Raw genomic sequence first — 23,546 nt, 5'->3', positions numbered from 1 at the left:
CTTGACCGGGCTCTGCAAGAAGTGCGGCGCCAAACGCTTGGCAAAACAGAAATTTGCGTATTCACTGGTTGGAACGGAAAAAATCGAGGGCAGCCATGCAGCAGGAATTCACATTGGGTATCGAGGAAGAGTATCTGCTGGTCGATCGCGACAGCCTTGAACTCGCCGAAGCGCCTGAGGCCTTGATGGAAGCCTGTCAGTCAGATTTTGAAGGACAGGTCAGTCCTGAGTTTTTGCAGTGCCAGATCGAAGTCGGCACCCGGCCCCATACTACTGTGAACTCAGCCCGCGAAGACTTGAAGCGCCTGCGGTTTTGCGTGGCAGAAAGGGCGGCTGAATTCAATCTTGCCCCAATTGCCGTGTCCTGCCATCCATTCGCAGACTGGAAGAAACAGCATCATACCCGGAAAGATCGTTACGACGCGCTACATCATGCCCTTGGAGGCGTTGCACGGCGCATGTTGATCTGCGGCATGCATGTTCACGTCGGTGTCGAGGACCCTGCCCTGCGCGCTGACCTAATGCCTCAGCTATCGTATTTTCTGCCGCATCTGTTGGCGCTGTCCACGTCCTCACCTTTTTGGAACGGAGAGGATTCGGGCCTGTCATCCTATCGCCTGACCGTCTTCGATAACCTTCCGCGTACCGGGTTACCTCCGGTTCTGGCCAGTTGGGCGGATTATGAACGCACCACTGGTATACTGGTCGATCTCGGCGTGATTGAGGACACTACGAAAATCTGGTGGGATCTGCGGCCGTCTCATCGTTTTCCAACGCTGGAAACGCGCATCATGGATGTACAGCCAAGGTTAGAGGACGCCCTGTCCCTGGCGGCAATGGTTCAGGCGCTGACACGTATGCTGTGCCGTTTGAAAGATCGCAACCTCCGCTGGCGGCACTATGATCGATTTCTTATCGGTGAAAATCGCTGGCGGGCGCAACGATATGGGGTTGGTGAAGGTTTGATCGATTTTGGCGACCGTTCGATCAAGCCAATGCCCGAGTTAATGGGAGAATTGATGGGCTTGCTGGCCGAAGATGCCGAAGCCCTGGGTACCATGACAGAATTGGCACGCCTGCAGCAGATTGCGCAGAACGGAACCTCGGCAACTCGACAACGCCGCGCCTATGCCGAAGCCGCAGCACGGGATGAAGACCCAGGAAAGGCCGTCGTAAAGCATCTGATAGACGAGTATCATCATGACCTTTAAGCCCCATGTGCCAATGATTGCCGGACCTGCAAAATTTCTGTAAGGATTGCGAAATAAACACTCGTTCAATTCATCCGGCAGCGTGGGAGGCAAGCCTTGGATTTTGCACTGACAGAAGAGCAAACCGCAATCTTCGACATGGCGTATGATTTCGGACAGGACAATATCGCCCCATTCGCTCGCCAGTGGGAGGCCGATGGAACCATCCCCAAGGAGCTTTGGCCGCAGATTGGCGAACTGGGTTTTGGCGCGCTTTATGTGTCAGAAGACAGTGGCGGTTCCGGCTTAAGCCGTCTTGACGCTACCTTGGTGTTTGAGGCTCTTTCGATGGCCTGCCCCTCGGTCGCGGCGTTTTTGTCGATCCACAATATGTGCGCCAAGATGCTGGACAGTTTCGCCAGCGACGCGCTGAAATCTCGCATCATGCCGGACGTTCTGAGCCTGAATACAGTGCTTAGCTATTGCTTGACCGAGCCGGGCTCGGGCTCAGACGCTGCTGCGCTGAAAACTCGCGCGGACCGTACCAATGAAGGCTATACCCTGAACGGGACCAAGGCGTTCATCTCAGGTGGCGGGTATTCCGACGCCTATGTTTGCATGGTTCGCACCGGTCAGGACGGGCCGAAAGGTATCTCAACCGTATATGTCGAGGATGGCACACCGGGTCTAAGCTTTGGGGCATTGGAACAAAAGATGGGTTGGAAAAGCCAGCCCACGGCGCAGGTGCAATTCGATGACTGTCACATTCCATCTGGAAACCTGGTCGGCACCGAGGGCGACGGGTTCAAGTATGCGATGATGGGTCTTGATGGCGGGCGGCTGAACATCGCCTCATGCTCGTTGGGTGCCGCGCAAGCTGGGCTGAACATGACGCTGCAGTATATGTCTGAACGCAAGGCCTTTGGGCAGTCTATCGACCAATTTCAGGCGCTTCAATTCCGACTGGCCGACATGGAGATTGAGCTTCAGGCCGCCCGCACGTTTCTGCGGCAGGCCGCGTGGAAACTGGATCAGGGCGCACCAGACGCCACAAAGTTCTGCGCTATGGCCAAGAAATTCGTAACCGAGACTGGTTCAAAAGTCGTCGATCAGTGTCTTCAGTTGCATGGCGGCTATGGGTATCTGGCTGATTACGGTATCGAAAAACTTGTCCGCGATCTGCGCGTCCATCAGATCCTTGAAGGTACAAATGAAATCATGCGGGTTATCGTAGCCCGACAAATGCTCGCTGACCGCTGAGGACACTATGCCCGATATCGAAATATGCACCACTGGTCGCGCAGGACGTATCACTCTGACGCGTCCAAAGGCATTGAACGCGTTGACCTATGAAATGTGCATGGCGATCGACACGGCTCTGCGCAACTGGCGTGAAGACGACGCTGTGGATCTGGTGATCATGGACGCCGAAGGTGACAAGGCTTTTTGCGCTGGTGGAGATATTGCTGAGCTTTACGAAACGGGCATCAAGGGCGACTACGATTTTGGTCGAAAGTTCTGGCGTGACGAATACCGTCTGAACGCGATGATTTTTGAGTATCCCAAACCGGTGATCAGCTTCCTTCAAGGTTTCACAATGGGTGGGGGTGTTGGCATAGGGTGTCATGGCAGCCACCGTGTTGTTGGCGAAAGCTCAAAGATCGCACTGCCTGAATGCTCGATCGGACTGGTTCCTGACGTGGGCAGCACACTGATGCTGGCCCTAGCCCCCGGGCGTTTGGGTGAATACTTGGGCACCACGGGCTATCGCATGGGACCAGGAGACGCCATTTTCGCAGGGTTCGCCGATCACTTCATCCCCATCGCAAAATGGTCTGACCTGATCGAAATGCTTGAGGCCTCAGGCAACGCGGAACTGATCAAAACACACGCCAAAACGCCGCCTAAAAGCGAACTTAAAGATCAACAGCTCGAAATTGACTCCTATTTTGCTGGGGAAAGCCTGGGTGATATCCTAAACACCCTATCGCATTCGGAACATGAAACGCCGGCTGAAATACTGAGGTTGATGGGACGCAATTCGCCGCTGTCCATGGCCTGCATCGTGGAGATGCTGCACCGACTGCGCGGCCCAAGCCTAACACAGCGCAAAGCGTTAGAGCTTGAATACCGATTCACATACCGCGCAATGGAGCACGGAGATTTTCTGGAAGGCATTCGCGCTCAGATCATTGACAAGGACCGCAGCCCGCGCTGGCAGTTTTCGGATCAGTCCGTGCCCGCAGTGGCGGTGTCAAAAATGCTCCAACCATTGGGCCAGAATATGCTGACATTTGAGGAGACCTAAGAGATGAAGATCGGGTTTATCGGCCTAGGTAACATGGGCAATCCGATGGCCACCAACCTTGCCAAAGCCGGGCATGACGTGACCGGTTTCGACATGGCAGATGTCGCCGTTGACGGTGTCACCTTGGTTGGATCAGGCGCAGAAGCCGCTGTCGACGCCGAGGTTGTTATCACCATGCTGCCAAACGGGAAAATCCTGCGCGCGGTCGCAGATGAGATCATCCCCGCGATGCAGCCCGGCGCGGTTTGGGTTGATTGCTCGACAGTAGACGTCGATAGCGCCCGCACAGTTGCGGATCAGGCTCAGAACGCTGGCGTCCTTGCGGTTGATGCACCGGTTTCGGGTGGAATTGGCGGTGCGGCCGCGGGTACGCTGACCTTTATGGCCGGTGGCAGCGAAGATGCTTTTGCCAAAGCCGCCCCCTTGTTCGACATAATGGGTCAAAAGGCAGTTCATTGCGGCGAGTCCGGGGCCGGCCAAGCCGCTAAGATATGCAACAACATGATTCTGGGCGTCACCATGATCGCCACATGCGAGGCTTTCGCCCTTGCTGACAAGCTAGGCTTAGACCGGCAGAAGATGTTCGACGTGGTCAGCACCTCGTCAGGCTATAGCTGGACAATGAACGCCTATTGCCCCGCCCCGGGTGTTGGCCCGCAAAGCCCTGCGGACAACGACTACAAGCCCGGATTTGCCGCCGAACTGATGCTGAAGGACCTGCGACTAAGCCAGCAGGCCGCTGAAAGCTCGGACGCCGATACGCCGATGGGACAGGTCGCGACTGCGCTATATGAGCAATTTGTGGAATCTGAGGGCGGTGCAGGCAAGGACTTTTCTGCAATGCTGCCACGGTTTGAAAAGCGCAGACGAGGTTAGGCAACCTGCGTGAGCGGCCTCTTGCCCACGGGGTTGACCACACAGGAATCTACAGCCATCTATCTTAGTCACGACGCTTTAGCAGAGGAAAGTTTGATGTCGCGTGTGCTGACGATTTCCACGGCAATTCTGGCGCTTGCGCTCGGCTCTGGCATTGCCGCGGCTGGCAACGGCAAAGGTAAAGCGGGGCATTGCCCTCCTGGGCTGGCAAAGAAAGCTGTTCCGTGTGTACCGCCTGGCCAGGTAAAAAACCTGTATCGTGCAGGGGACTACATCAACCGCGACTATCGCTGGATCAATGATCCGTACCGATATGGTCTGAACCGTGGTAGCTACATCCGTGCCGGCGACTACGTCTATCGCGTCGACCCCGACACACGCAAAGTTCTGAACTTGATCGGCGCGGTGGCTGACATCCTCAACTGAGGATTATTCACCTATTCGGCAGCAACCCGCGCGCCCTCAAGCATCTGTTTCAGATATCGTCCAGTGTGGCTGCGATCTACTCGCGCGACCTTTTCGGGCGTCCCGGTAGCCACGATCTCACCACCGCCATCACCACCCTCGGGCCCGATATCAATGATGTGGTCCGCCGTTTTCACAACGTCTAGGTTATGCTCGATCACGACAACCGTATTGCCCTGATCAACCAACTCGTGAAGCACCTCCAGCAGCTTACGCACATCTTCAAAATGCAGCCCGGTTGTCGGTTCGTCCAAAATATACAAGGTCCGTCCGGTCGAGCGTTTCGACAGCTCTTTGGATAGCTTCACCCGCTGCGCTTCACCGCCTGACAAGGTCGTCGCTTGCTGACCAACCTTGATATAACCCAGACCGACCCTTGCCAGAGCGTCCATCTTGTCCCGGATCGAAGGTACGGCCCTAAAGAACTCCTGCGCGTCTTCTACCGTCATATCAAGCACATCCGCGATGGACTTGCCCTTGAACTTTATTTCAAGCGTTTCGCGGTTGTACCGCGCACCTTTGCAGGTTTCACAGGTGACATAGACGTCAGGCAGGAAGTGCATCTCGATTTTAATGACGCCATCGCCCTGGCACGCCTCACATCGACCACCTTTGACGTTGAAGCTAAAGCGGCCAGGCTTGTAACCGCGCGTTTTGGCTTCGGGTAAACCGGCGAACCAGTCGCGGATTGGCGTGAAAGCCCCGGTGTAAGTCGCTGGATTTGAACGCGGAGTTCGGCCGATGGGCCGCTGGTCGATATCAATCACCTTGTCCAGATGTTCCAGACCTTTGATCGTTTCACAAGGTGCCGGAGTTTGCCGCGCCCCGTTCAAGCGCATCGACGCTGTTTTGAACAACGTTTCGATCGTCAGGGTCGATTTTCCACCGCCAGACACACCGGTCACGCAGACAAACTTACCAAGAGGGAAATCGGCAGTGACGTTTTTTAGGTTGTTTCCTGTCGCCTTAACGACCGAGACTTTTTTCCCATTCCCCTTGCGCCGCTCGGTCGGAATGGGAATTTCACGCGTACCCGCCAAATACTGACCAGTCAACGAGGCCGCGTCGGATGCGATCTCCGTGGGTGTACCTTTGCTGACCACCTGACCACCATGTACGCCCGCCCCGGGACCAATATCAAAAACGTAATCAGCCTCGCGGATGGCTTCCTCATCGTGCTCCACTACGATCACGGTGTTGCCCTGATCACGGAGATTTTTCAGAGTGCCAAGCAGGCGGTCGTTATCGCGTTGGTGCAACCCGATTGAGGGCTCGTCCAGTACGTACAAAACGCCGGTCAGGCCCGACCCGATCTGACTTGCCAAGCGGATGCGCTGGCTTTCCCCACCGGACAACGTGCCACTTGAACGTGACAGTGTAAGATATTCCAACCCCACATTATTCAGAAAGCCGAGCCTTTCGCGGATTTCTTTCAGAATAGCTCGCGCAATTTCGTTCTTTTGAACGCTCAGATGGTTTGGCGCATCTTCGACCCAGGCCAAAGCCTCTTTGATCGACATTTGAACCACCTGCCCCACGTGAAGCCCGGCTATCATTACAGCCAACGCCTCGGGCCGAAGCCGGTAGCCGTGGCAGGTACCGCAAGGGCGATTGTTTTGATAGCGCTCAAATTCCTCACGAATCCAGGCGCTGTCCGTCTCACGGTAACGGCGCTCCATGTTCGGAATGACGCCTTCAAAGCTGCGCGTGACCTGATAGACCCGGCCACCTTCATCATAGCGAAACTGGATTTCCTCATCGCCAGAGCCACGCAGGAATACCTGCTGCACCTTCTCGGGCAGGTCTTTCCACGGGGTGTTCTTGTCAAATTCGTAGTGGCGCGCAATAGCTTCAATGGTTTGCAGGAAATACGGCGACTTTCCCTTGCGCCACGGTGCCAATGCCCCATCGTAGAGCTTCAACGTTTGGTCAGGGACTACAAGCCGTTCGTCAAAAAACAGTTCGACCCCCAACCCGTCGCAGTCCGGGCACGCACCAAAAGGGGCGTTAAACGAAAACAGGCGGGGTTCAATCTCGGGGATCGTGAAGCCGCTGACGGGGCAGGCAAAATTCTCGCTGAACGTGATACGCTCTGGGTCACCTTCACGCGGTGCAGTCTCCAGAACCGCAATGCCATCCGCAAGGTCCAGAGCGGTGCGCAGGCTGTCGGCCAGCCGCGTCTCCATCCCGTCGCGAACGACAAGCCTGTCGACCACAACATCAATATCGTGGCGGAATTTCTTGTCTAACGTTGGCGGTTCGTCAAGTTCGTAGAACTCACCATCCACTTTCACGCGCTGGAAACCCTGCTTGCGCAGTTCTAGGAATTCCTTTTTGTATTCGCCCTTACGGTCGCGCACGATGGGCGCCAAAAGATAGCCACGCGTGCCCTCCTCCATGGTCATGATCCGATCGACCATGTCTTGCACTTGCTGTGCCTCGATCGGCAAACCGGTCGCTGGGCTGTAGGGCGTGCCGGCACGTGCGAACAAAAGACGTAAATAGTCGTAAATCTCGGTTACTGTCCCAACCGTCGAACGCGGGTTTTTTGAGGTTGTTTTCTGCTCAATCGAAATCGCCGGGGACAAGCCGCTGATATGATCCACATCTGGCTTTTCCATCATATCAAGAAACTGGCGTGCATAGGCCGACAAGCTTTCGACATAGCGACGCTGGCCTTCCGCGTAAATCGTATCGAATGCCAGTGAAGACTTGCCCGAGCCCGACAGCCCGGTGATCACCACCAACTGATCGCGCGGAATATCCACGTCGATGCCTTTGAGGTTATGTTCACGCGCGCCGCGCACTTCGATATTCTTCAGCTCAGCCATTTTGGCCCCCAAGACACAAGTGTCTTAGAAATAGGCGAGCAGCAACGAGTCTCCAACAGAAAAGTTAGAACAAAGTGTGAACGAACGAATTATTGCCGACATCTCCTGACAACGTGATCCATATCCGATCAGGTTCCCCGAAGGAGGGGTTAATATTTGATCATACCTGAAGAACGTGGCGCGGTTGACGGGGCTCGAACCCGCGACCCCCGGCGTGACAGGCCGGTACTCTAACCAACTGAGCTACAACCGCGCATTAGGGTCTATGTCTGATCCATTGGCCCGGATCAAAGGCTGACAGCGATGGCGCGGTTGACGGGGCTCGAACCCGCGACCCCCGGCGTGACAGGCCGGTACTCTAACCAACTGAGCTACAACCGCCCGCTGCCCGTTCGTTGCTGAACGTTGGGGTGTATTATGGCTACGGTTGCACATCGTCAAGCGGCGTTTTGAAGTTTTTTTGAAGAACACAAAAAATGTTTCTCAACTTGTGCACTGTCTTCTTGGAAACTTGTTGCTGCCTGAACGGCTGTGCAGCCACCTGCAGGGTTTGGAGCCTGCAGTGCCTTGGCTCAGAAAACTCTGAGTGCGCGCTGCCCCGGTTCGCAGGCTAGACCGCAAGCGATGGTGGCTTAACGTGCAAAACCTTTAAAGCATTTGTTGGCCAGATTGCGTGAGCATGAGACGACACCATTCCTCGCAGCCAAAGATATCGTGCAATTTACTTGCACCAGAAAGCTTCGCCGTGGAACAATCTGAACAAAAAAGAGCTGTGGTTTCCAAATTTGTTACGAAACCCGAAGCGTCAACAAGCAACGCTGCCCCTTCGCTGTGTTTTAACGGATGGAATTGAAAGAATGTCAGTTGTTAACGAGCTTTATCCGGGTGCCAATTTTACCGGCTACGAGTACCTGGACGGAATAATCTGGGGAACCTCATGGAACATCGGAACAAATGTGGGGGGGCCAGCCGGCACTATCACCTATTCTTTTTCGGATTCTTCAGTTCAGGGTTTCGCAGATTTTTTTGAGTATGAGAAACAAGCCTTCCGCGAAGCAGTCGCGGTCATTGAAACGTTCATCCCAATTGACTTTGTCGAGGTTGGTTTCCTTGCTCCTCAAGGGACACCCTACTACGAGAACATCTCGTGGGGTTTGGTGACCACCGATGACCTTGGTGGCGCGGCGGGCTTTCACCAGATTCCGGGCGACACGCCCCCGTATCAACAGGACTTTGGTATCGACACCCTGTTCGGGTTGTTCGCATATGACTCACCTTTCTTTAGTCGGGAAGCGCTCGCCAAAGGCGGTGAAGGGTTCGCAATCATCCTGCACGAAATCATGCACGGCCTTGGCCTGGCACACCCGCATGACGCAGGCGGCAGTTCAACGATTTACGATGGTGTAACCCAACCCTTCAATGACTACGGAACGGATGGTCAGAACCAGGCCGTGTACACAATCATGTCGTATAATTCAGGCTATCCGCAGAAAGTCCCCCTGCCGTCGTTCAAGTTTGGCGGCGTGGCGTCACCCATGGCGCTGGACATCGCGGCGCTTCAGGCGATTTACGGAACTGCTGAGAACAATACCGGCGATAATGTGTATTCTCTGAAAGGTTCCAATGCGCCTGGCACTTACTGGAAAGCAATCTGGGATACAGGTGGAACAGATGCAATTTCGGCCAGCGGCTTGTCGAAAAGCGTTCTGATCAGCTTGAAAGCAGCTGATCTGGAAGGCCATGATGCCGGGGGATCGCCTTCGTATGCCTTTGGTGTCAGCGGTGGTTTCACGATCGCCAACGGGGTTGTCATCGAAAACGCCATCGGAGGAAACGCCGGTGACTTCCTGTACGGCAATGATGTTGCGAATTTGATGATTGGCAATTCGGGCAATGACACGGTTGCTGGCGGCGACGGAAACGACACCATAAAAGGCGGTCAGGGAAACGACTATCTGATTGGTGGTCAAGGCGATGACACGATTACGGGCGGTGCTGGATGGGACAATTTCGTCGTCAAAGACAGTGATGGCAACGACACCATAACAGGCGGCGAAGATATTGATACGCTCTCGTTCAACGGTTCTGTCGGCGCAAACGTCGACCTATCTGTCACGACGGCTCAGAACACCGGCTACGGCATTGATACAATCAATTTGGTTGAAAATGTCACTGGTACTGCTCAAGACGATCAACTCTCAGGCGATGATCAGGCAAATACCCTTATCGGAAGCGACGGATACGACACACTTGTTGGTCGCAAAGGCGCGGATCTGCTGAAGGGAGGCGCTGGTAAGGATACCGTTACGGGCGACAACGGCTGGGATACCCTAAGGGGCGGTAAAGGCGCTGACACCATTGACGGCGGAAACGGCAATGACACAATCTTCGGCGGCATGGGGATCGACCTGATCACTGGTGGCGCTGACGTGGATACGATGACCGGTGGCGCTGGCACGGACACCTTCGTTTTCAACGACATCACTGACAGTGGCGAAAGAGGGGCCTTGGCCGACAAGATCACGGACTTCACTCGGGGCGAGGACAAAATCAATCTAAGCGCAATCGACGCCAGCAGTGTTCTTGGTGGCAATGAAGCCTTTATTTTTAATGGAGAAACTCCGATCAGCTCATCGGATGAAGGCGAAATCTACTACGTAAAGCAGGATTATGCAAATAACGACTTGGATCAAACGCTGGTCTATGTCGATACTGATGGCGACAGCGACGCGGAAATGGTTATCAAGCTGGCAGGTCTGCATGACCTGACCGAAAACGATTTCATTCTCTAGAACCAGACCCGTATGCGAGAGGCAGCAGTTTCGCACCGCTCGTTGTCTGGTTTGAGCCACTTGAAGAATTGGGCTTTTGGCGCTCTTGCAAGCCCTCCAAACTCTATGTATTACGCGTCCTTACGGGTGATTAGCTCAGTGGTAGAGCGCTTCGTTCACATCGAAGATGTCAGGAGTTCAAATCTCTTATCACCCACCATTTTTCCGGTATTCGCTATCTGGACGCACCTACAGTTCGGTTAGGCCACACCGCCTAACTTCTCTGCGATTTCCAGATAGTTGAACGATCACTTCCGCATTTGGTCGGTTGATACGAAACTTGTTCTGCAAACACGCGATCGAACACATTACGTTTCCGACCGCCAAGTGTAGTAGCGGAAAGAGCTCAAGAACACAGAAACGAAACAGATCGCGAGCTTTCGGGAACAAAAAAGGCGGGGATGAACCCGCCTTTACTTTGTGTCAATGTGCTGTCTGAGACGGCCCTGAGTTCTCCGCCGATTTGGCTGCGGCTGCGGCAGCCTCTTCCGCCGCCTCGTCCCATTCGACAGGCTCTGGTACACTCACCAAGGCGTGCTTGAGAACCTCGGAAACGTGGGTGACAGGGATGATTTCCAGCCCTTCTTTCACGTTGTCCGGTATCTCGGCCAGGTCCTTTTCGTTTTCCTCTGGTATCAGCACTGTTTTGATACCACCACGAAGGGCCGCCAGCAGTTTCTCTTTCAATCCGCCAATCGGCATCGCATTGCCACGCAAGGACACCTCGCCAGTCATAGCGATGTCTTTTCGCACCGGAATGCCGGTCAGCACGGATACTATCGAGGTTACCATCGCCAACCCGGCAGAGGGGCCATCCTTGGGCGTTGCTCCATCCGGCACGTGGACATGGATATCCAAAGAATCGAATTTCGGCGGTTTCACCCCGATCTGGGGCGAGATCGACCGAACATAAGACGACGCGGCGTCAATGGACTCCTTCATAACATCGCCCAGCTTACCGGTGGTCTTCATCCGGCCCTTACCGGGCAGCTTCAGCGCTTCGATATGCAGTAGGTCGCCGCCCACGGATGTGTAGGCCAGACCGGTAACAACGCCAACCTGATCATCCTGCTCGGCCAAGCCGTACCGGTACTTTGGAACGCCCAGGAACTCATCAAGGTTTTCGGGGGTTACCGTTATGGACTCAGCCTCTTTCTTGATGATCTTGGTCAGCGATTTACGGGCCACCTTGGCGATCTCGCGCTCAAGGTTCCGTACACCTGCTTCGCGCGTGTAAGTGCGGATGATCTTCTGCAACGCCTCGTCTGTGAGTTCAAATTCCTTGGCCTTCAGACCATGGTTCTTGACCTGCTTGCTGATCAGGTGCTGTTTCGCGATCTCACTCTTTTCCTCTTCGGTATAACCGGCGAGCGGAATGATCTCCATCCGGTCCAGCAGTGGCCCGGGCATGTTATAGCTGTTTGACGTCGTCAGGAACATCACGTTGGACAGGTCATATTCGACCTCAAGGTAGTGGTCCATGAACGTGCTGTTCTGTTCGGGGTCCAACACTTCAAGCATAGCCGAGGCGGGGTCACCACGGAAATCCTGACCCATCTTGTCGATCTCATCGAGCAGGATAAGCGGGTTCGTGGTTTTTGCCTTTTTCAACGATTGGATGATCTTGCCCGGCATCGAGCCGATATAGGTCCGGCGGTGGCCCCTAATCTCGGATTCATCACGTACGCCGCCAAGCGAGATACGAATAAACTCGCGTCCCGTTGCCTTTGCCACCGACTTGCCCAAGCTGGTTTTACCCACACCCGGCGGGCCGACAAGGCACAAGATCGGGCCTTTCAGCTTTTTGGAACGCTGCTGGACAGCCAGATATTCAACGATCCGTTCCTTGACTTTTTCAAGGCCATAGTGATCGGCATCCAGAATATCCTGCGCGCGGCCAAGATCTTTTTTAACGCGGGATTTATTGCCCCACGGCAGCGACAGGATCCAATCCAGATAGTTGCGCACAACCGTCGCCTCGGCGGACATCGGGCTCATGTTGCGCAGCTTTTTCAGCTCACCTTCTGCCTTTTCGCGCGCCTCTTTCGACAGCTTGGTTTCAGCGATCTTAGCTTCCAGCTCGGCCACTTCGTTCGAGCCGTCCTCGCCATCGCCCAGCTCTTTCTGAATGGCCTTCATTTGCTCATTCAGATAGTACTCGCGCTGCGTTTTCTCCATTTGGGATTTTACGCGCGTTTTGATCTTTTTCTCGACCTGCAGAACCGACATTTCGCCCTGCATCAAGCCATAGACCTTTTCAAGCCGCTCGCTAACGCTGAGGGTTTCCAGAAGTTCCTGCTTTTGCTCGACCTCAATACCCAAGTGGCCCGAGACGAGATCAGCCAATTTCGCCGGTTCTGTCGTTTCTCCGACAGCGGACAAGGCCTCCTCAGGGATGTTCTTGCGCACTTTGGCATAGCGCTCGAACTCATCGGCAACTGTGCGCAGCAACGCTTCGGTTGTCGTAACGTCGCCTGGAATTTCAGTCAGATACTCTGCACGAGCTTCGAAAAACTCGTCGTTTTCCAAAAACTCGGTGATCTGAACGCGCGCCTGTCCTTCAACAAGGACCTTCACGGTACCATCGGGCAATTTCAGCAGTTGCAGGACGTTCGCCAAAACCCCGGCGCGGAAGATGCCGTCGGTCGTCGGGTCATCGTCGCCCGGATCAATTTGGCTGGACAGCAAAATTTGCTTGTCGTCCTGCATCACTTCTTCCAGCGCGCGGACGGATTTTTCCCGACCCACGAACAGCGGCACGATCATATGCGGGAAAACCACGATATCGCGCAGCGGAAGTACGGGGTACGAAGAGTTAAGGGGCTCTTGCATGCTCAATCCTTATCGTTGGCAAGATGGCTCTGGTCCCTTCTGAGGCAACCTTTGGCCATCTCCTGTCTTGGACGATAAAGGTGGGGCCGCGATGCCCTTTTTCAACCTTACCGCCAATTGTCAGGAGTCAGAATGACCCGAGCTTTTCCGGACTGCAAGGCATCCGGTGCATATATCCACCGAATTTAGCAAAATGGGTCAACTACTCGCGGTAAAAAAATGTCGTGACAATCTCGGTTTGCTTGTTCGCGTCCATATTCGATGTTTCGAAAAGGAATTCACCTGATTTGGCGGGTTCATTTTGCGTGTAAACCCGCAGGCAGTTTGATGGCTTAAAGGAAAAACCAAGGCCGAAACGAGCATCCCGTCACAGCGGCTCAATATCGCCCTGCGCCCTCTGCGCATGGAACTCTGCTTGCCATGCCTCAAAAGTCCCAGCTGCAATTGCGTCGCGCATGCCCTGCATGATTTCTTGGAAATAGTGCAGGTTGTGCCAAGTAAGTAACATTCCTGAGATCATCTCGTTCGAACGGAACACGTGATGCAAGTAGGCGCGCGAATAGTTCGAACATGCCGGACACGAGCAGTTTTCGTCCAACGGTCGCGGATCGTCCGCATGGCGAGCGTTCTTGATATTCACCACACCGTGTCGAGTGAATGCTTGCCCAGTGCGGCCTGAGCGCGACGGCAGAACACAATCCATCATGTCGATCCCGCGTGCGACTGCGCCGACGATGTCATCCGGTTTGCCAACTCCCATGAGGTATCTGGGCTTATCAACCGGAAGGAAATCTGGTGCGTAATCGAGGCAACCGAACATGGCCTCCTGCCCCTCACCCACAGCCAGACCACCAACGGCGTAACCTTCAAAACCGATCTTCCGAAGCGCCTCAGCGCTTGCTTCGCGCAGGTCTTGCTCTAGCCCGCCCTGCATGATGCCAAACAGTGCGTGGCCCGGACGATCCCCGAACGCTTCGCGCGACCGCTCGGCCCATCGCATCGACAGGCGCATCGACTCGGCAATTCGTTCCCGGTCAGCGGGTAAGGCAGGACATTCATCGAAACACATCACGATGTCCGAACCCAACAGCCGCTGAATCTCCATCGATCGTTCGGGTGTCAGTTCGTGTTTTGACCCGTCGATATGTGATTTGAACGTCACGCCCTTTTCAGTGAGCTTTCGCAACCCCGCCAGCGACATGACCTGAAACCCGCCCGAGTCTGTCAATATGGGACGTTCCCAGTTCATGAATTTATGCAGACCACCCAGCCGGTCGATCCGCTCGGCCGTTGGCCGCAACATCAGGTGATAGGTATTGCCCAACAGAATATCAGCGCCCGTTGCGCGAACGCTTTCGGGCATCATCGCTTTGACCGTCGCCGCAGTGCCGACGGGCATGAAAGCCGGTGTGCGTACTTCGCCGCGTGGCGTGTTGATAACGCCCGTTCTGGCCTTGCCGTCGGTGGCTTTCAGGTCAAAGGAAAAACGCTTGGTCATCTGGATGCCTCGGGGTCACTGAACCGGGCAGCATTTGCCTGATCTGCTAGGTTATTGCAACCCAACGGTCCGGGCAGCGCCGCATTCGATTTACCTGTGCCTTATCTCTGCCGCCATTGTGTTTCAAACCATTTGAACCCGAGCGCAAAACGGGATGCAAAGCAGTCACAATCGTGAACTTCCGCTGTGTATCTACCGCGTCAATGACTTGTATTTACGCCCGTTTCCCTCATACCGAAGTTGAATTTGTGCGACTCAACTCCTAAATGTATACAACAGTACACAAAAAATGAGGGCAGACATGACCGAAGATCAGATTGTTGGATTGCTGACGTCAAACATCATTTACTTGCTGGCAGCGGTCCTGATCGTCATTGTCATCTTCAAAGGTGTGAAGATTGTTCCGCAATCTGAAAAATTCGTGGTCGAGCGGTTCGGGCGCCTGCACTCGGTGCTTGGCCCCGGTATCAATTTTATCGTTCCTTTTCTGGATGTTGCGCGTCATCAGATATCGATTCTAGAGCGCCAGCTACCCAACGCAACGCAGGACGCAATCACTAAGGACAACGTTCTGGTCCAGATCGACACATCCGTGTTTTACCGCATTCTCGAACCGGAAAAGACAGTGTATCGTATCCGTGACGTAGATGGTGCCATTGCAACGACGGTCGCAGGCATCGTGCGGGCGGAGATAGGTAAAATGGATCTGGACGAGGTCCAGTCGAACCGGTCGCAGTTAATCGCTCGAATCCAGGAAAGTGTGGAAACTGCGGTCGACGATTGGGGTATTGAAGTCACCCGCGCCGAGATTCTGGACGTCAATCTGGATCAGGCCACCCGCGATGCGATGCTGCAACAACTGAACGCAGAGCGCGCCCGCCGTGCACAGGTTACCGAAGCGGAAGGACAAAAACGTGCTGTCGAATTGCAGGCCGATGCCGAGCTTTATGCGGCTGAACAATCGGCCAAGGCCCGCCGCATACAAGCGGACGCAGAAGCTTATGCAACGGGAGTTGTTGCCAAGGCCATTCAGGACAATGGCATGGAGGCCGCGCAATACCAGGTTGCGCTGAAACAGGTCGAGGCGCTGAATGCACTAGGTAATGGTACCGGATCGCAAACGATCGTCGTGCCCGCCAACGCGCTAGAAGCCTTTGGCGATGCCTTCAAGATGCTGAAAGGAGGTAAATAATGGCTGATCTCTTCTGGATGACCTGGTGGATCTGGCTAGCTGGGGCGCTGTTGTTAGCCATACTCGAGATCGCCCTGCCCGGCTTTATCTTTCTAGGCTTTGCAATTGGCGCTGCTGTGACTGGTTTGCTGCTTCTCATACCTGGAATTTCACCGTCACTGCCCGTTTTGTTGATGATTTTTGCGGCGCTGTCGTTGGTCGCCTGGTTGCTCTTGCGGCGCGTATACGCCCTGCCTCGCGGTCAGGTGAAAACTTTTCGGCATGACATAAACGACTAATCGCATCAGATGCTGTTCGATAGCGATATTGCACCACTGGACGTTGCCAAAATCCTTTACTATATAACTCAGGAAACAGATCTGAGGCACGAATGACTCATCCGAGTGAACAATTGGAAGGCACGCCGCTGATCGCGCCCTCTAGCGTTGAGCACCCCCTGTACGACTCAGTGGTAGAAGCCTGCCGTTCGGTTTTCGACCCTGAAATACCGGTGAACATTTATGATTTGGGTCTGATCTACACGATCGACATCACCTCTGAGAACGCGGTGAAAGTCATCATGACACTGACAGCGCCCGGCTGTCCGGTTGCAGGCGAAATGCCAGGATGGATCGTAGAAGCGATTGAACCCGTCGCGGGTGTCAAAGAGGTTGACGTTGAACTGACGTGGGAGCCGCCCTGGGGAATGGACATGATGTCTGATGAGGCGCGTCTGGAACTGGGCTTTATGTAAACTAACCAGCACGAGTGAAGGTTTTGCAGTATGTCTGCTGTTGCCAGCATGGTCCGCGCCTAAATATCGAATGTTAGCGCTTAAAAAATTGAAAGTTGTTCGTAAAAACAGCTTACTGCACGCCGCACTTGGTCTTTATTTCTGACGCACGTTCATCCAAAGCCTTAACATAGTCGCCTGATAGCATGGACAGACGCTTTTGTTCAGTTCCAGTCACCAAACCCAATAGCGCACCCGCTGGCGTAATTGCGACCACACTTTCAACCTGCTGATCCTCGGCATGCTTTTTTAGCTGCTATCGCCCTCAGATCTCCTTCGGCAGTGGCGCAGTTGACAGGATGTACTTTTTGAGCACTTTCAGCAAAAGCCCTACTTGCAGTCAGTGTAACAACTGTCAAAACCAATGACACGTTATTGTTTGTAAACGTAATTTTTTGATTTTTCATATCTGAGCACCAACCCATTTCGTAAGAATTTTTTGTGCATTCAGCTAAGGTCAGGGCGGAAAAAAACGCAACACCTTTCCCCTCAGCACAGCAAAAGAGAACAGAGCGCCCCAGCTATGCCTTGAGCCTTCGCGGCGTCGATACTAGATTAAAAGCAACGCGCGACAACGGAGATCAAAATGTTCGGCATTCCCGGCAAACAGGCCGTAACCATTACGCCCAAGGCGGCAGAGCAGATTGCCCGGCTGATGAAGTCAGGCAACCATGCGGGCTTGCGTATTGGTGTCAAGAAAGGCGGCTGTGCCGGCATGGAATACACCATGGACTACGTTGACGAACCCGACCCCAATGACGAGGTTGTCGAGCAGGATGGAGCCAAAATCATCATTGCACCAATGGCGCAGATGTTCCTGTTCGGGACTGAAATCGACTATGAGGTCTCGCTGTTAGAATCGGGCTTCAAGTTCCGCAACCCGAATGTCGTCGACGCCTGTGGCTGTGGCGAGTCGATCAAGTTCGATGAAGGGCTCTCCTCCCAACTTTAAGACACCTGCAGGTGCAGATACGTTTCATTGAAACGGCGTGTAAGGTGTTCGCCTGCCAAAACTCTTTCACCCGATCCGGGCGGTGCGACATTGGTGTCGTAGGACGGGTTGAAGAATAGCGGTACGGACAGCCGCTCCTCGACCCCGCCAACCACCCGGTGCAACGTGGCTTTGACTTGGCCACCCGTCCAGAACTCTAACATTTCACCGAAGTTTACGACGAATACCCCAGGCTCGGCTTCAACCGCTTCCCATCTGCCGTCGGGCATTCGAACCTCTAAACCTGCGGTTCCATCCGTGGCCAACAAAGTGAGGCAACCATAATCCGTATGCGCGCCGATCCCGAAATCGAGTGCTCCGGCCCAAATCGGACGTTTCGGATAATAGTTTCCTCGCAGCAGTGCCATCGGTGCGTCAAACGCGTTGTCAAAACTGTCAGCCTCGCGCCCCAGTGCCACGGCGATAGCTCGTAACACCCGCATGGCCACTGCGCTGGCGTCCTTGAAATAGGTCTGTATCGTCTCTTTGAATCCGGGTGGCGATTGCGGCCAAAGGTTGGGGGCATAAACGCTCAGATCGGAATAAGGGCTACCCGCAGGCAGTTCATTGCCACAGTCGAACACTTCCTTAAAGTCCGGATTGGCGTCCGGATCGACCTGTTCGGACCGCGGCGCGCCCCAACCACGGTTGGCCCCGGTTACCGACATATCGACCTTCTGCTTTTCCACTTCGGGCAAATGGAAAAAATCACTGTAGGCCGTAAGAACCTGGCGTACGCGATCACCATCCAATCCAGTATTCGAGACCGTCAGGAAACCTACCCCAGCCACAGCGTGCAGTAGCTTTCGTAACTCGTCAGGATCGCGCTGATCCAACTTCCTCAGATCAAGGTTGTTGATCATTTTTTTCCAGCCAAACTTTCGCGCGGATACTGCCGATTTGGCACTCACTGTGCAACCACAATTGTCAGGCGTTACTGGCGGTGCTATCCGGTTCCACGACATACGAAATTCACGGAGATCGGGATATGAGGCGCAAGCTTGCGGCTGGAAACTGGAAGATGAATGGCACCTCAGCGGCGCTGAGTGAGCTGGAGGTTTTGGCCCGGAATTTCCCCTCGTCGGATATCGACATATTGATTTGCCCGCCGGCCACACTGCTGCATCGCGCCGCAGGTATTGTTCGGGAAACGAGCGTTTCAGTTGGTGGGCAGGATTGCCACACAGCGGTTTCGGGCGCGCATACGGGAGATATCAGCGCTGACATGCTGGTCGACGCAGGGGCAAGCGCAGTCATCGTGGGCCACTCTGAGAGGCGAGAGGATCACGGTGAACAAAATGAAACCGTTCGTGCCAAGGCTAGCTCGGCTATGGGTGCAGGGATAAAGGCGATTGTCTGCGTCGGCGAAAGCCTGGAGCAACGCGAGACCGCCAAGACACTGGACGTTATTGCCGATCAAATAGCTGGCTCGGTTCCGGACCAATCAACAGGTGATAACCTAGTAGTCGCGTATGAACCAATCTGGGCAATCGGCACAGGCAAGGTTCCATCACTGAGCGACATCCAAGAAGCTCACGATTTCATTCGCGCCCTGTTGGACCAACGTTTCGGCAAAGAAACCGCCCAATCTGTGCCTCTGCTTTATGGCGGATCAGTCAAACCAGACAATGCGTCGGATATTTTTGGCGTGCCGAATGTGGATGGTGCGTTGGTCGGTGGGGCCAGCCTGAAAGCGTCTAATTTTTCGGACATCGTCAAAGCTCTGGAAGCAGCCTGATTTTTTGGTCCCGACACCACGCAGGAAAATAAGGCTTTTGCTTGATTGATCCCAGTCGTCGCAGTGACGGCTGGGTTTGTTTTTGTGTCTATGCGAGTTTCATGGCCACCAAACCTGTTACAATCAGGGTGGCTGCAAGGATGCGCTGCGGCGTTACAGCCTCACCCAAAAAGATTGCCCCGACCAGGAACGCTCCGACTGCACCGATGCCGGTCCAGATAACATACGCAGTGCCAAGCGGAAGTGTGCGCATCGCCATCGCCAGCAATCCGAACGATCCGAGCATTGATACGCCCATGATGGTAGTCGGCCAAATTCGCGTGAAACCGGCGGATTGCTTCGTGGCAACTGCCCAAACAATCTCCAGAAGGCCGGCAAACAACAACAATATCCAGGACATGAGAACACCTGATTATCTTTCGGGTCGTCCCGAATGATTGCCCGTTATGGGGAGGTCGTCCTCAGCGCTCAAGGTAAGCACTCATCGCGCGGCTTCAATGACGTGTCGCCAATTGCGTTGGGAAACTGTCTGACAATAGAGGCTGCGCGCGGGGTTGTTTCAACGGCCATAGAGATGAATAAGGCCGAGCCCTTTTTAGGACCCGGCCTCGTCTTTAACCGGTCAAGCCCGCTAGTTCGTTATGATTTCCGGCCCCATGAAGGTATTGGGCAAGAAGGTCGAAATCCACGGTATGTATGTCACCATGATCAGGAAAACGAAGAGCACGGCCAGGAACGGCAACGCCGCCTTGACGACGCTCATCATCGGCATGCCCGCCACGCCCGATGTCACGAACAGGTTCAGACCAACCGGCGGTGTGATCATCCCAATCTCCATGTTCACAACCATGATGATACCCAAATGGATCGGGTCGATTCCCAGTTCGATCGCGATCGGGAACACCAGCGGCGCTACGATGACCAACAAGCCCGAAGGCTCCATGAACTGGCCGCCGATCAGAAGGATCACGTTCACCACGATCAGGAAGGTAATCGGTCCCAATCCAGCTGACAGCATGGCACTGGCGATATGCTGGGGCACCTGCTCATCGGTCAGCACGTGTTTCAGGATAAGCGCGTTGGCGATGACGAACAGAAGCGTGACGGTCAGTTTGCCCGCCTCGAACAGTGTATGCTTCGTATCCGGGTGGAAAAAGGCTGTGATCAACGCGTAGGGCTTTTTCATCAGGGACAGGTTAGCTGCGCCATCCTCGGTGCTAAGCGGCCCCATGTCCTTGTAGACAAAGCTTGCTATGAAAAAGGCGTAAACAGCAGCCACCGCTGCGGCCTCGGTCGGGGTGAAAATCCCGCCATAGATACCGCCCAGAATGATGACAATCAGGAACAGACCCCAACCGGCTTCTCGTGCCGAGACAAATATCTCACTCCACCCCTTCCAGTCACCTTTCGGCAAGTCCTTGACCTTTGCCATGACGTAAATGGTGATCATCAGCATAAGCCCCGCCATCAGGCCCGGGATGACGCCAGCAAGGAACATGCGCCCAACCGAGACCTCAACGGCGGCTGCGTACACAACCATCACGATCGATGGCGGGATCAGGATACCCAAAGTACCTGCATTGCAGATCACGCCCGCCGCGAACTCCTTTGAATACCCAACCTGCCGCATCCCAGCGATCACGATGGAGCCAATGGCCACAACAGTCGCCGGAGAAGACCCGGACAGCGCCGCAAACAGCATACATGCAAACACACCGGCAATTGCCAGGCCACCCGGCAGGTGCCCCACGCAGGCAATCGAGAATCGGATGATCCGCCGCGCCACACCGCCCGTCGTCATGAAAGACGAGGCCAGAATGAAGAACGGGATCGCCAGCAGGGTGAAGTGCCCTTCGAACGCTTCGAACAGCGTACCCGCGACGGATGCCAGAGAGCTGTCAGAATAGATCAGCAGGAACAGGGTCGAGCTGAGGCCCAGAGCCACCGCAATCGGAACACCGATCAGCAACAGGCCGATGACCATCGAGAAAAGAAGTATCACGTCCATCAGTCATGCTCCCCTTGCTGAGCGCGCACTTCTTCGATTTCGTCCTCAACCTCGTGGCTGGCCACCAGCCGATCCGTCTCGCCCCGCCATATCTGAACGGCGACCTGTGCAAACCGGATCACCAGCAGCAGCATCGACAACGGCAGGATGAAATAGGGAACGACCTTTGGAAGTTTCTCGTAGGATTCGCCGTAGTTGATCATGTCCTCAAGAAACCGCAGCGGTGCGACCATGGGGATGTCATCAACCTCGTAAAAGCTCTGACTACGTGCGTCGAGATTAAAGCCCGTCGGGAACCAGCGGCCTGATGTTGGCGGAAGGTCGGCAAACACCGCCCAGTAGTCATAGGCGCCCTTCAACATCAGCAACGAGAATACGAGACAACAGCCAACCGCGATCAGCGCCAAGATACGTCTCGGCACTGGGGCCAGCATGTTCAGGATTGCATCAACGCCCAGATGCGCGTGTTTTTTTACCGCGTAGGAAGCCCCTAACAACACCAGCCATCCAAATGTGAACACTGTAAGCTCAAGCGCCCACAGGATATTCGAGTTGAATACGAACCGTGCGATCACATTGGCAAACGTTACAGCCGTCATAAGGCCCAACAACAACGCAATCAGGGTTTCTTCGATATGGTCGACCAGCCCGCCTTGGCCGGATTTCGCACCAGACATCCCTCTGTCCCCGCATTTTTATTGTGAGAATAATAGCGGGCGGACCATTACCTGGCCCGCCCGGCCAGCGCGTCGATAACTCCCCAGTCTGGGACGCGCGGCCTGAGCCGGGGGTTTAGAACCCGGCGTTGATCGCTTGTGCCGCGTCGATCTTATCCTGACCAACGTCGTCGGCGAACTTTTCCCAAACCGGCTTCATCGCATCCACCCAAGCCTGACGTTGCTCTGGCGTCAGTTCACGAATGACGCCGCCTGCTTCGGTGATCGAGGCTTTGGCCGCTTCGTTCACTGAGAAGGACTCTTTGTTCCGCATCTCGGTCACTTCGCCAAGAATGGTGAGGAATTGTTCGCGAACCTCCGGGTCAAGGCTGTCCAGCCAGTCAACCGAGGTCACGACAAGATAGTCGATGATGCCGTGGTTGGTTTCGGTGATGCCGTCCTGCACCTCAAAGAACTTCTTGCCGTAAATGTTCGACCAAGTGTTCTCCTGCCCGTCCACAACGCCCTGCTGGAGTGCGCCATATACTTCCGAGAACGCCATTTTCTGCGGGCTGCCGCCGATGGCCTCCATCTGCGCCACCAGCACGTCCGAGGATTGAACGCGGAATTTCAGGCCATTTGCATCAGACGGATCAACCAGCGGCTTGTTGGCCGACATCTGCTTCATCCCATTGTGCCAGAAGGCCAACCCTTGCAGGCCGCGGCGCTGCATGCTGTCTTTCATGGCTTGCCCTTCGGCTGACGCCTGGAACGCGTCCACAGCGTCAATGTTCTTGAACATGAATGGCAGGTCAAAGAGGCGAAATTGCTTCGTGAACTTCTCGAATTTCGACAGCGAAGGCGCAGCCAGTTGCACATCACCCTGCAACATCGCCTCCAGCACCTTGTCGTCGTTGTAGAGCGTGGAGTTCGGATAGACCTCCATGCACATCACGCCGTTCATTTCGTCGTTAACGCGCTGTTCCAGCAGTGAGGCCGCAATGCCTTTGGGGTGTTTGTCGGTGTTCGTCACATGCGCGAACTTTACGACAATTTCACCATCGTCACAGGCCGCGATACCTGCGGTCGCCGTTACAGTCAGAGCAACTGCTGTTGCAGCCGTTGATAGGAATTTCATCTGTCTTTTCCTCCCAGACTTCCAAATCTGTCATTCGACGCATGCTTGCGCCGTATGCCGGGAAGTGAACCGAATCAAACGTCACGGCTCAATGATTTGTTTCACCGTCCAACGCTATTGTTTTTATCTTTTTAAAGTAATGCGTTATTTGCCATTTCTCAGGTTCTTCCAAACCTAATGAGAAGCCTTGTGCGAAAATCCGCACAGGTGAGGAGGCACT

Annotated in this window: 20 protein-coding genes and 3 tRNA genes; 12 read left to right on the top strand and 11 right to left on the bottom strand. The window is 54.6% G+C overall.

What is annotated here, in order from left to right; all coding sequences use genetic code 11:
* The first annotated feature begins 95 nt into the window (after positions 1-95).
* The 5 genes from AC2FIT_RS07005 (at position 96) to AC2FIT_RS06985 (ending at position 4,800) form a co-directional block, all read left to right on the top strand.
* Positions 96-1,211, top strand: coding sequence for a carboxylate-amine ligase (locus tag AC2FIT_RS07005; RefSeq protein ID WP_496827969.1), 1,116 nt, complete (start codon positions 96-98; stop codon positions 1,209-1,211).
* A 96-nt stretch (positions 1,212-1,307) separates the two neighbouring features.
* On the top strand, positions 1,308-2,450 hold the full coding sequence (locus AC2FIT_RS07000; protein WP_068331035.1) for an acyl-CoA dehydrogenase family protein: 1,143 nt from the start codon (positions 1,308-1,310) through the stop codon (positions 2,448-2,450).
* A 7-nt stretch (positions 2,451-2,457) separates the two neighbouring features.
* Positions 2,458-3,498: an enoyl-CoA hydratase/isomerase family protein gene (locus AC2FIT_RS06995; protein WP_496827967.1), complete on the top strand. Its 1,041-nt coding sequence runs from the start codon at positions 2,458-2,460 to the stop codon at positions 3,496-3,498.
* A gap of 3 nt (positions 3,499-3,501) precedes the next feature.
* Positions 3,502-4,374 (top strand): 3-hydroxyisobutyrate dehydrogenase, encoded by an 873-nt coding sequence (gene mmsB / locus AC2FIT_RS06990; protein ID WP_496827965.1) that lies wholly within the window; start codon positions 3,502-3,504, stop codon positions 4,372-4,374.
* A 96-nt stretch (positions 4,375-4,470) separates the two neighbouring features.
* On the top strand, positions 4,471-4,800 hold the full coding sequence (locus AC2FIT_RS06985; protein WP_496827963.1) for a hypothetical protein: 330 nt from the start codon (positions 4,471-4,473) through the stop codon (positions 4,798-4,800).
* 11 nt (positions 4,801-4,811) lie between these two features.
* Here the strand turns inward: AC2FIT_RS06985 and uvrA are convergent, their stop codons facing one another.
* The 3 genes from uvrA to AC2FIT_RS06970 all read right to left on the bottom strand — a co-directional run bounded on the left by uvrA (position 4,812) and on the right by AC2FIT_RS06970 (position 8,051).
* Complete coding sequence (gene uvrA / locus AC2FIT_RS06980; protein WP_496827961.1) at positions 4,812-7,670, bottom strand: excinuclease ABC subunit UvrA; 2,859 nt, start codon at positions 7,668-7,670, stop codon at positions 4,812-4,814.
* A 176-nt stretch (positions 7,671-7,846) separates the two neighbouring features.
* A tRNA-Asp gene (locus AC2FIT_RS06975) sits at positions 7,847-7,923 on the bottom strand.
* A gap of 51 nt (positions 7,924-7,974) precedes the next feature.
* A tRNA-Asp gene (locus AC2FIT_RS06970) sits at positions 7,975-8,051 on the bottom strand.
* A 476-nt stretch (positions 8,052-8,527) separates the two neighbouring features.
* On the opposite strand from AC2FIT_RS06970, the gene AC2FIT_RS06965 reads away from it, so the two are divergent.
* Together AC2FIT_RS06965 and AC2FIT_RS06960 are read left to right on the top strand one after the other, a co-directional pair.
* Positions 8,528-10,462: a M10 family metallopeptidase gene (locus tag AC2FIT_RS06965; protein ID WP_496827959.1), complete on the top strand. Its 1,935-nt coding sequence runs from the start codon at positions 8,528-8,530 to the stop codon at positions 10,460-10,462.
* 124 nt (positions 10,463-10,586) lie between these two features.
* Positions 10,587-10,661 (top strand) — tRNA-Val (locus tag AC2FIT_RS06960).
* Positions 10,662-10,924: 263 nt separating this feature from the next.
* On the opposite strand, the gene lon is transcribed toward AC2FIT_RS06960, so the two are convergent.
* Positions 10,925-13,333: an endopeptidase La gene (gene lon, locus AC2FIT_RS06955; protein ID WP_496827957.1), complete on the bottom strand. Its 2,409-nt coding sequence runs from the start codon at positions 13,331-13,333 to the stop codon at positions 10,925-10,927.
* Positions 13,334-13,700: 367 nt separating this feature from the next.
* Positions 13,701-14,831 (bottom strand): tRNA guanosine(34) transglycosylase Tgt, encoded by a 1,131-nt coding sequence (gene tgt / locus AC2FIT_RS06950; protein ID WP_496827955.1) that lies wholly within the window; start codon positions 14,829-14,831, stop codon positions 13,701-13,703.
* A gap of 301 nt (positions 14,832-15,132) precedes the next feature.
* Here tgt and AC2FIT_RS06945 point away from each other — a divergent pair, with 301 nt between their 5' ends.
* The 3 genes from AC2FIT_RS06945 (at position 15,133) to AC2FIT_RS06935 (ending at position 16,756) form a co-directional block, all read left to right on the top strand.
* Positions 15,133-16,023, top strand: a complete 891-nt coding sequence (locus AC2FIT_RS06945) for an SPFH domain-containing protein (RefSeq protein WP_068331024.1) — start codon at positions 15,133-15,135, stop codon at positions 16,021-16,023.
* Positions 16,023-16,301, top strand: a complete 279-nt coding sequence (locus tag AC2FIT_RS06940; RefSeq protein WP_068331022.1) for an NfeD family protein — start codon at positions 16,023-16,025, stop codon at positions 16,299-16,301. The genes AC2FIT_RS06945 and AC2FIT_RS06940 overlap by 1 nt, the downstream gene beginning before the upstream one ends.
* A gap of 92 nt (positions 16,302-16,393) precedes the next feature.
* Entirely contained in the window at positions 16,394-16,756 is a 363-nt protein-coding gene (locus tag AC2FIT_RS06935; RefSeq protein WP_068335235.1) for an SUF system Fe-S cluster assembly protein, read from the top strand.
* A gap of 260 nt (positions 16,757-17,016) precedes the next feature.
* On the opposite strand, the gene AC2FIT_RS06930 is transcribed toward AC2FIT_RS06935, so the two are convergent.
* Positions 17,017-17,202, bottom strand: a complete 186-nt coding sequence (locus tag AC2FIT_RS06930) for a hypothetical protein (protein WP_496827952.1) — start codon at positions 17,200-17,202, stop codon at positions 17,017-17,019.
* 179 nt (positions 17,203-17,381) lie between these two features.
* Here AC2FIT_RS06930 and AC2FIT_RS06925 point away from each other — a divergent pair, with 179 nt between their 5' ends.
* Positions 17,382-17,747, top strand: a complete 366-nt coding sequence (locus tag AC2FIT_RS06925; RefSeq protein ID WP_068335233.1) for a HesB/IscA family protein — start codon at positions 17,382-17,384, stop codon at positions 17,745-17,747.
* Here AC2FIT_RS06925 and AC2FIT_RS06920 read toward each other — a convergent pair.
* A complete protein-coding gene (locus tag AC2FIT_RS06920) occupies positions 17,744-18,649 on the bottom strand; it encodes an isopenicillin N synthase family dioxygenase (protein ID WP_496827949.1) in 906 nt (301 codons plus the stop codon). The genes AC2FIT_RS06925 and AC2FIT_RS06920 overlap by 4 nt on opposite strands.
* A gap of 125 nt (positions 18,650-18,774) precedes the next feature.
* Here AC2FIT_RS06920 and tpiA point away from each other — a divergent pair, with 125 nt between their 5' ends.
* Positions 18,775-19,524 (top strand): triose-phosphate isomerase, encoded by a 750-nt coding sequence (gene tpiA, locus AC2FIT_RS06915; RefSeq protein ID WP_496827947.1) that lies wholly within the window; start codon positions 18,775-18,777, stop codon positions 19,522-19,524.
* Positions 19,525-19,612: 88 nt separating this feature from the next.
* Here tpiA and AC2FIT_RS06910 read toward each other — a convergent pair whose 3' ends face one another.
* From AC2FIT_RS06910 to AC2FIT_RS06895, 4 genes are all read right to left on the bottom strand, one after another.
* Positions 19,613-19,924 carry a DMT family transporter gene (locus tag AC2FIT_RS06910; protein ID WP_496827945.1) on the bottom strand — a complete coding sequence of 104 codons (312 nt, stop codon included), beginning with the start codon at positions 19,922-19,924 and terminating at the stop codon, positions 19,613-19,615.
* Between the two features lie 231 nt (positions 19,925-20,155).
* Positions 20,156-21,532, bottom strand: a complete 1,377-nt coding sequence (locus tag AC2FIT_RS06905) for a TRAP transporter large permease (protein ID WP_496827943.1) — start codon at positions 21,530-21,532, stop codon at positions 20,156-20,158.
* A complete protein-coding gene (locus AC2FIT_RS06900) occupies positions 21,532-22,209 on the bottom strand; it encodes a TRAP transporter small permease (protein WP_496827941.1) in 678 nt (225 codons plus the stop codon). The genes AC2FIT_RS06905 and AC2FIT_RS06900 overlap by 1 nt, the downstream gene beginning before the upstream one ends.
* Positions 22,210-22,324: 115 nt before the next feature.
* A complete protein-coding gene (locus AC2FIT_RS06895; RefSeq protein WP_496827939.1) occupies positions 22,325-23,326 on the bottom strand; it encodes a DctP family TRAP transporter solute-binding subunit in 1,002 nt (333 codons plus the stop codon).
* Positions 23,327-23,546: the final 220 nt, after the last annotated feature.

The sequence above is a fragment of the Ruegeria sp. YTSA135 genome (assembly GCF_059610165.1).
This window is presented reverse-complemented; position numbering and strand designations above follow the sequence as displayed.

What these genes read in the sequence shown, in the direction of transcription:
- AC2FIT_RS06945 (WP_068331024.1), top strand. Translation starts at nt 15,133, where the DNA reads ATGACCGAAGATCAGATTGTTGGATTGCTGACGTCAAACATCATTTAC.
- AC2FIT_RS06920 (WP_496827949.1), bottom strand. Translation starts at nt 18,649, where the DNA reads ATGATCAACAACCTTGATCTGAGGAAGTTGGATCAGCGCGATCCTGAC.
- AC2FIT_RS06940 (WP_068331022.1), top strand. Translation starts at nt 16,023, where the DNA reads ATGGCTGATCTCTTCTGGATGACCTGGTGGATCTGGCTAGCTGGGGCG.
- AC2FIT_RS06900 (WP_496827941.1), bottom strand. Translation starts at nt 22,209, where the DNA reads ATGTCTGGTGCGAAATCCGGCCAAGGCGGGCTGGTCGACCATATCGAA.
- AC2FIT_RS06925 (WP_068335233.1), top strand. Translation starts at nt 17,382, where the DNA reads ATGTTCGGCATTCCCGGCAAACAGGCCGTAACCATTACGCCCAAGGCG.
- AC2FIT_RS06985 (WP_496827963.1), top strand. Translation starts at nt 4,471, where the DNA reads ATGTCGCGTGTGCTGACGATTTCCACGGCAATTCTGGCGCTTGCGCTC.
- AC2FIT_RS06930 (WP_496827952.1), bottom strand. Translation starts at nt 17,202, where the DNA reads ATGAAAAATCAAAAAATTACGTTTACAAACAATAACGTGTCATTGGTT.
- AC2FIT_RS06965 (WP_496827959.1), top strand. Translation starts at nt 8,528, where the DNA reads ATGTCAGTTGTTAACGAGCTTTATCCGGGTGCCAATTTTACCGGCTAC.
- AC2FIT_RS06935 (WP_068335235.1), top strand. Translation starts at nt 16,394, where the DNA reads ATGACTCATCCGAGTGAACAATTGGAAGGCACGCCGCTGATCGCGCCC.
- AC2FIT_RS06895 (WP_496827939.1), bottom strand. Translation starts at nt 23,326, where the DNA reads ATGAAATTCCTATCAACGGCTGCAACAGCAGTTGCTCTGACTGTAACG.
- AC2FIT_RS06910 (WP_496827945.1), bottom strand. Translation starts at nt 19,924, where the DNA reads ATGTCCTGGATATTGTTGTTGTTTGCCGGCCTTCTGGAGATTGTTTGG.
- uvrA (WP_496827961.1), bottom strand. Translation starts at nt 7,670, where the DNA reads ATGGCTGAGCTGAAGAATATCGAAGTGCGCGGCGCGCGTGAACATAAC.
- lon (WP_496827957.1), bottom strand. Translation starts at nt 13,333, where the DNA reads ATGCAAGAGCCCCTTAACTCTTCGTACCCCGTACTTCCGCTGCGCGAT.
- tgt (WP_496827955.1), bottom strand. Translation starts at nt 14,831, where the DNA reads ATGACCAAGCGTTTTTCCTTTGACCTGAAAGCCACCGACGGCAAGGCC.
- tpiA (WP_496827947.1), top strand. Translation starts at nt 18,775, where the DNA reads ATGAGGCGCAAGCTTGCGGCTGGAAACTGGAAGATGAATGGCACCTCA.
- AC2FIT_RS06905 (WP_496827943.1), bottom strand. Translation starts at nt 21,532, where the DNA reads ATGGACGTGATACTTCTTTTCTCGATGGTCATCGGCCTGTTGCTGATC.
- mmsB (WP_496827965.1), top strand. Translation starts at nt 3,502, where the DNA reads ATGAAGATCGGGTTTATCGGCCTAGGTAACATGGGCAATCCGATGGCC.
- AC2FIT_RS07005 (WP_496827969.1), top strand. Translation starts at nt 96, where the DNA reads ATGCAGCAGGAATTCACATTGGGTATCGAGGAAGAGTATCTGCTGGTC.
- AC2FIT_RS06995 (WP_496827967.1), top strand. Translation starts at nt 2,458, where the DNA reads ATGCCCGATATCGAAATATGCACCACTGGTCGCGCAGGACGTATCACT.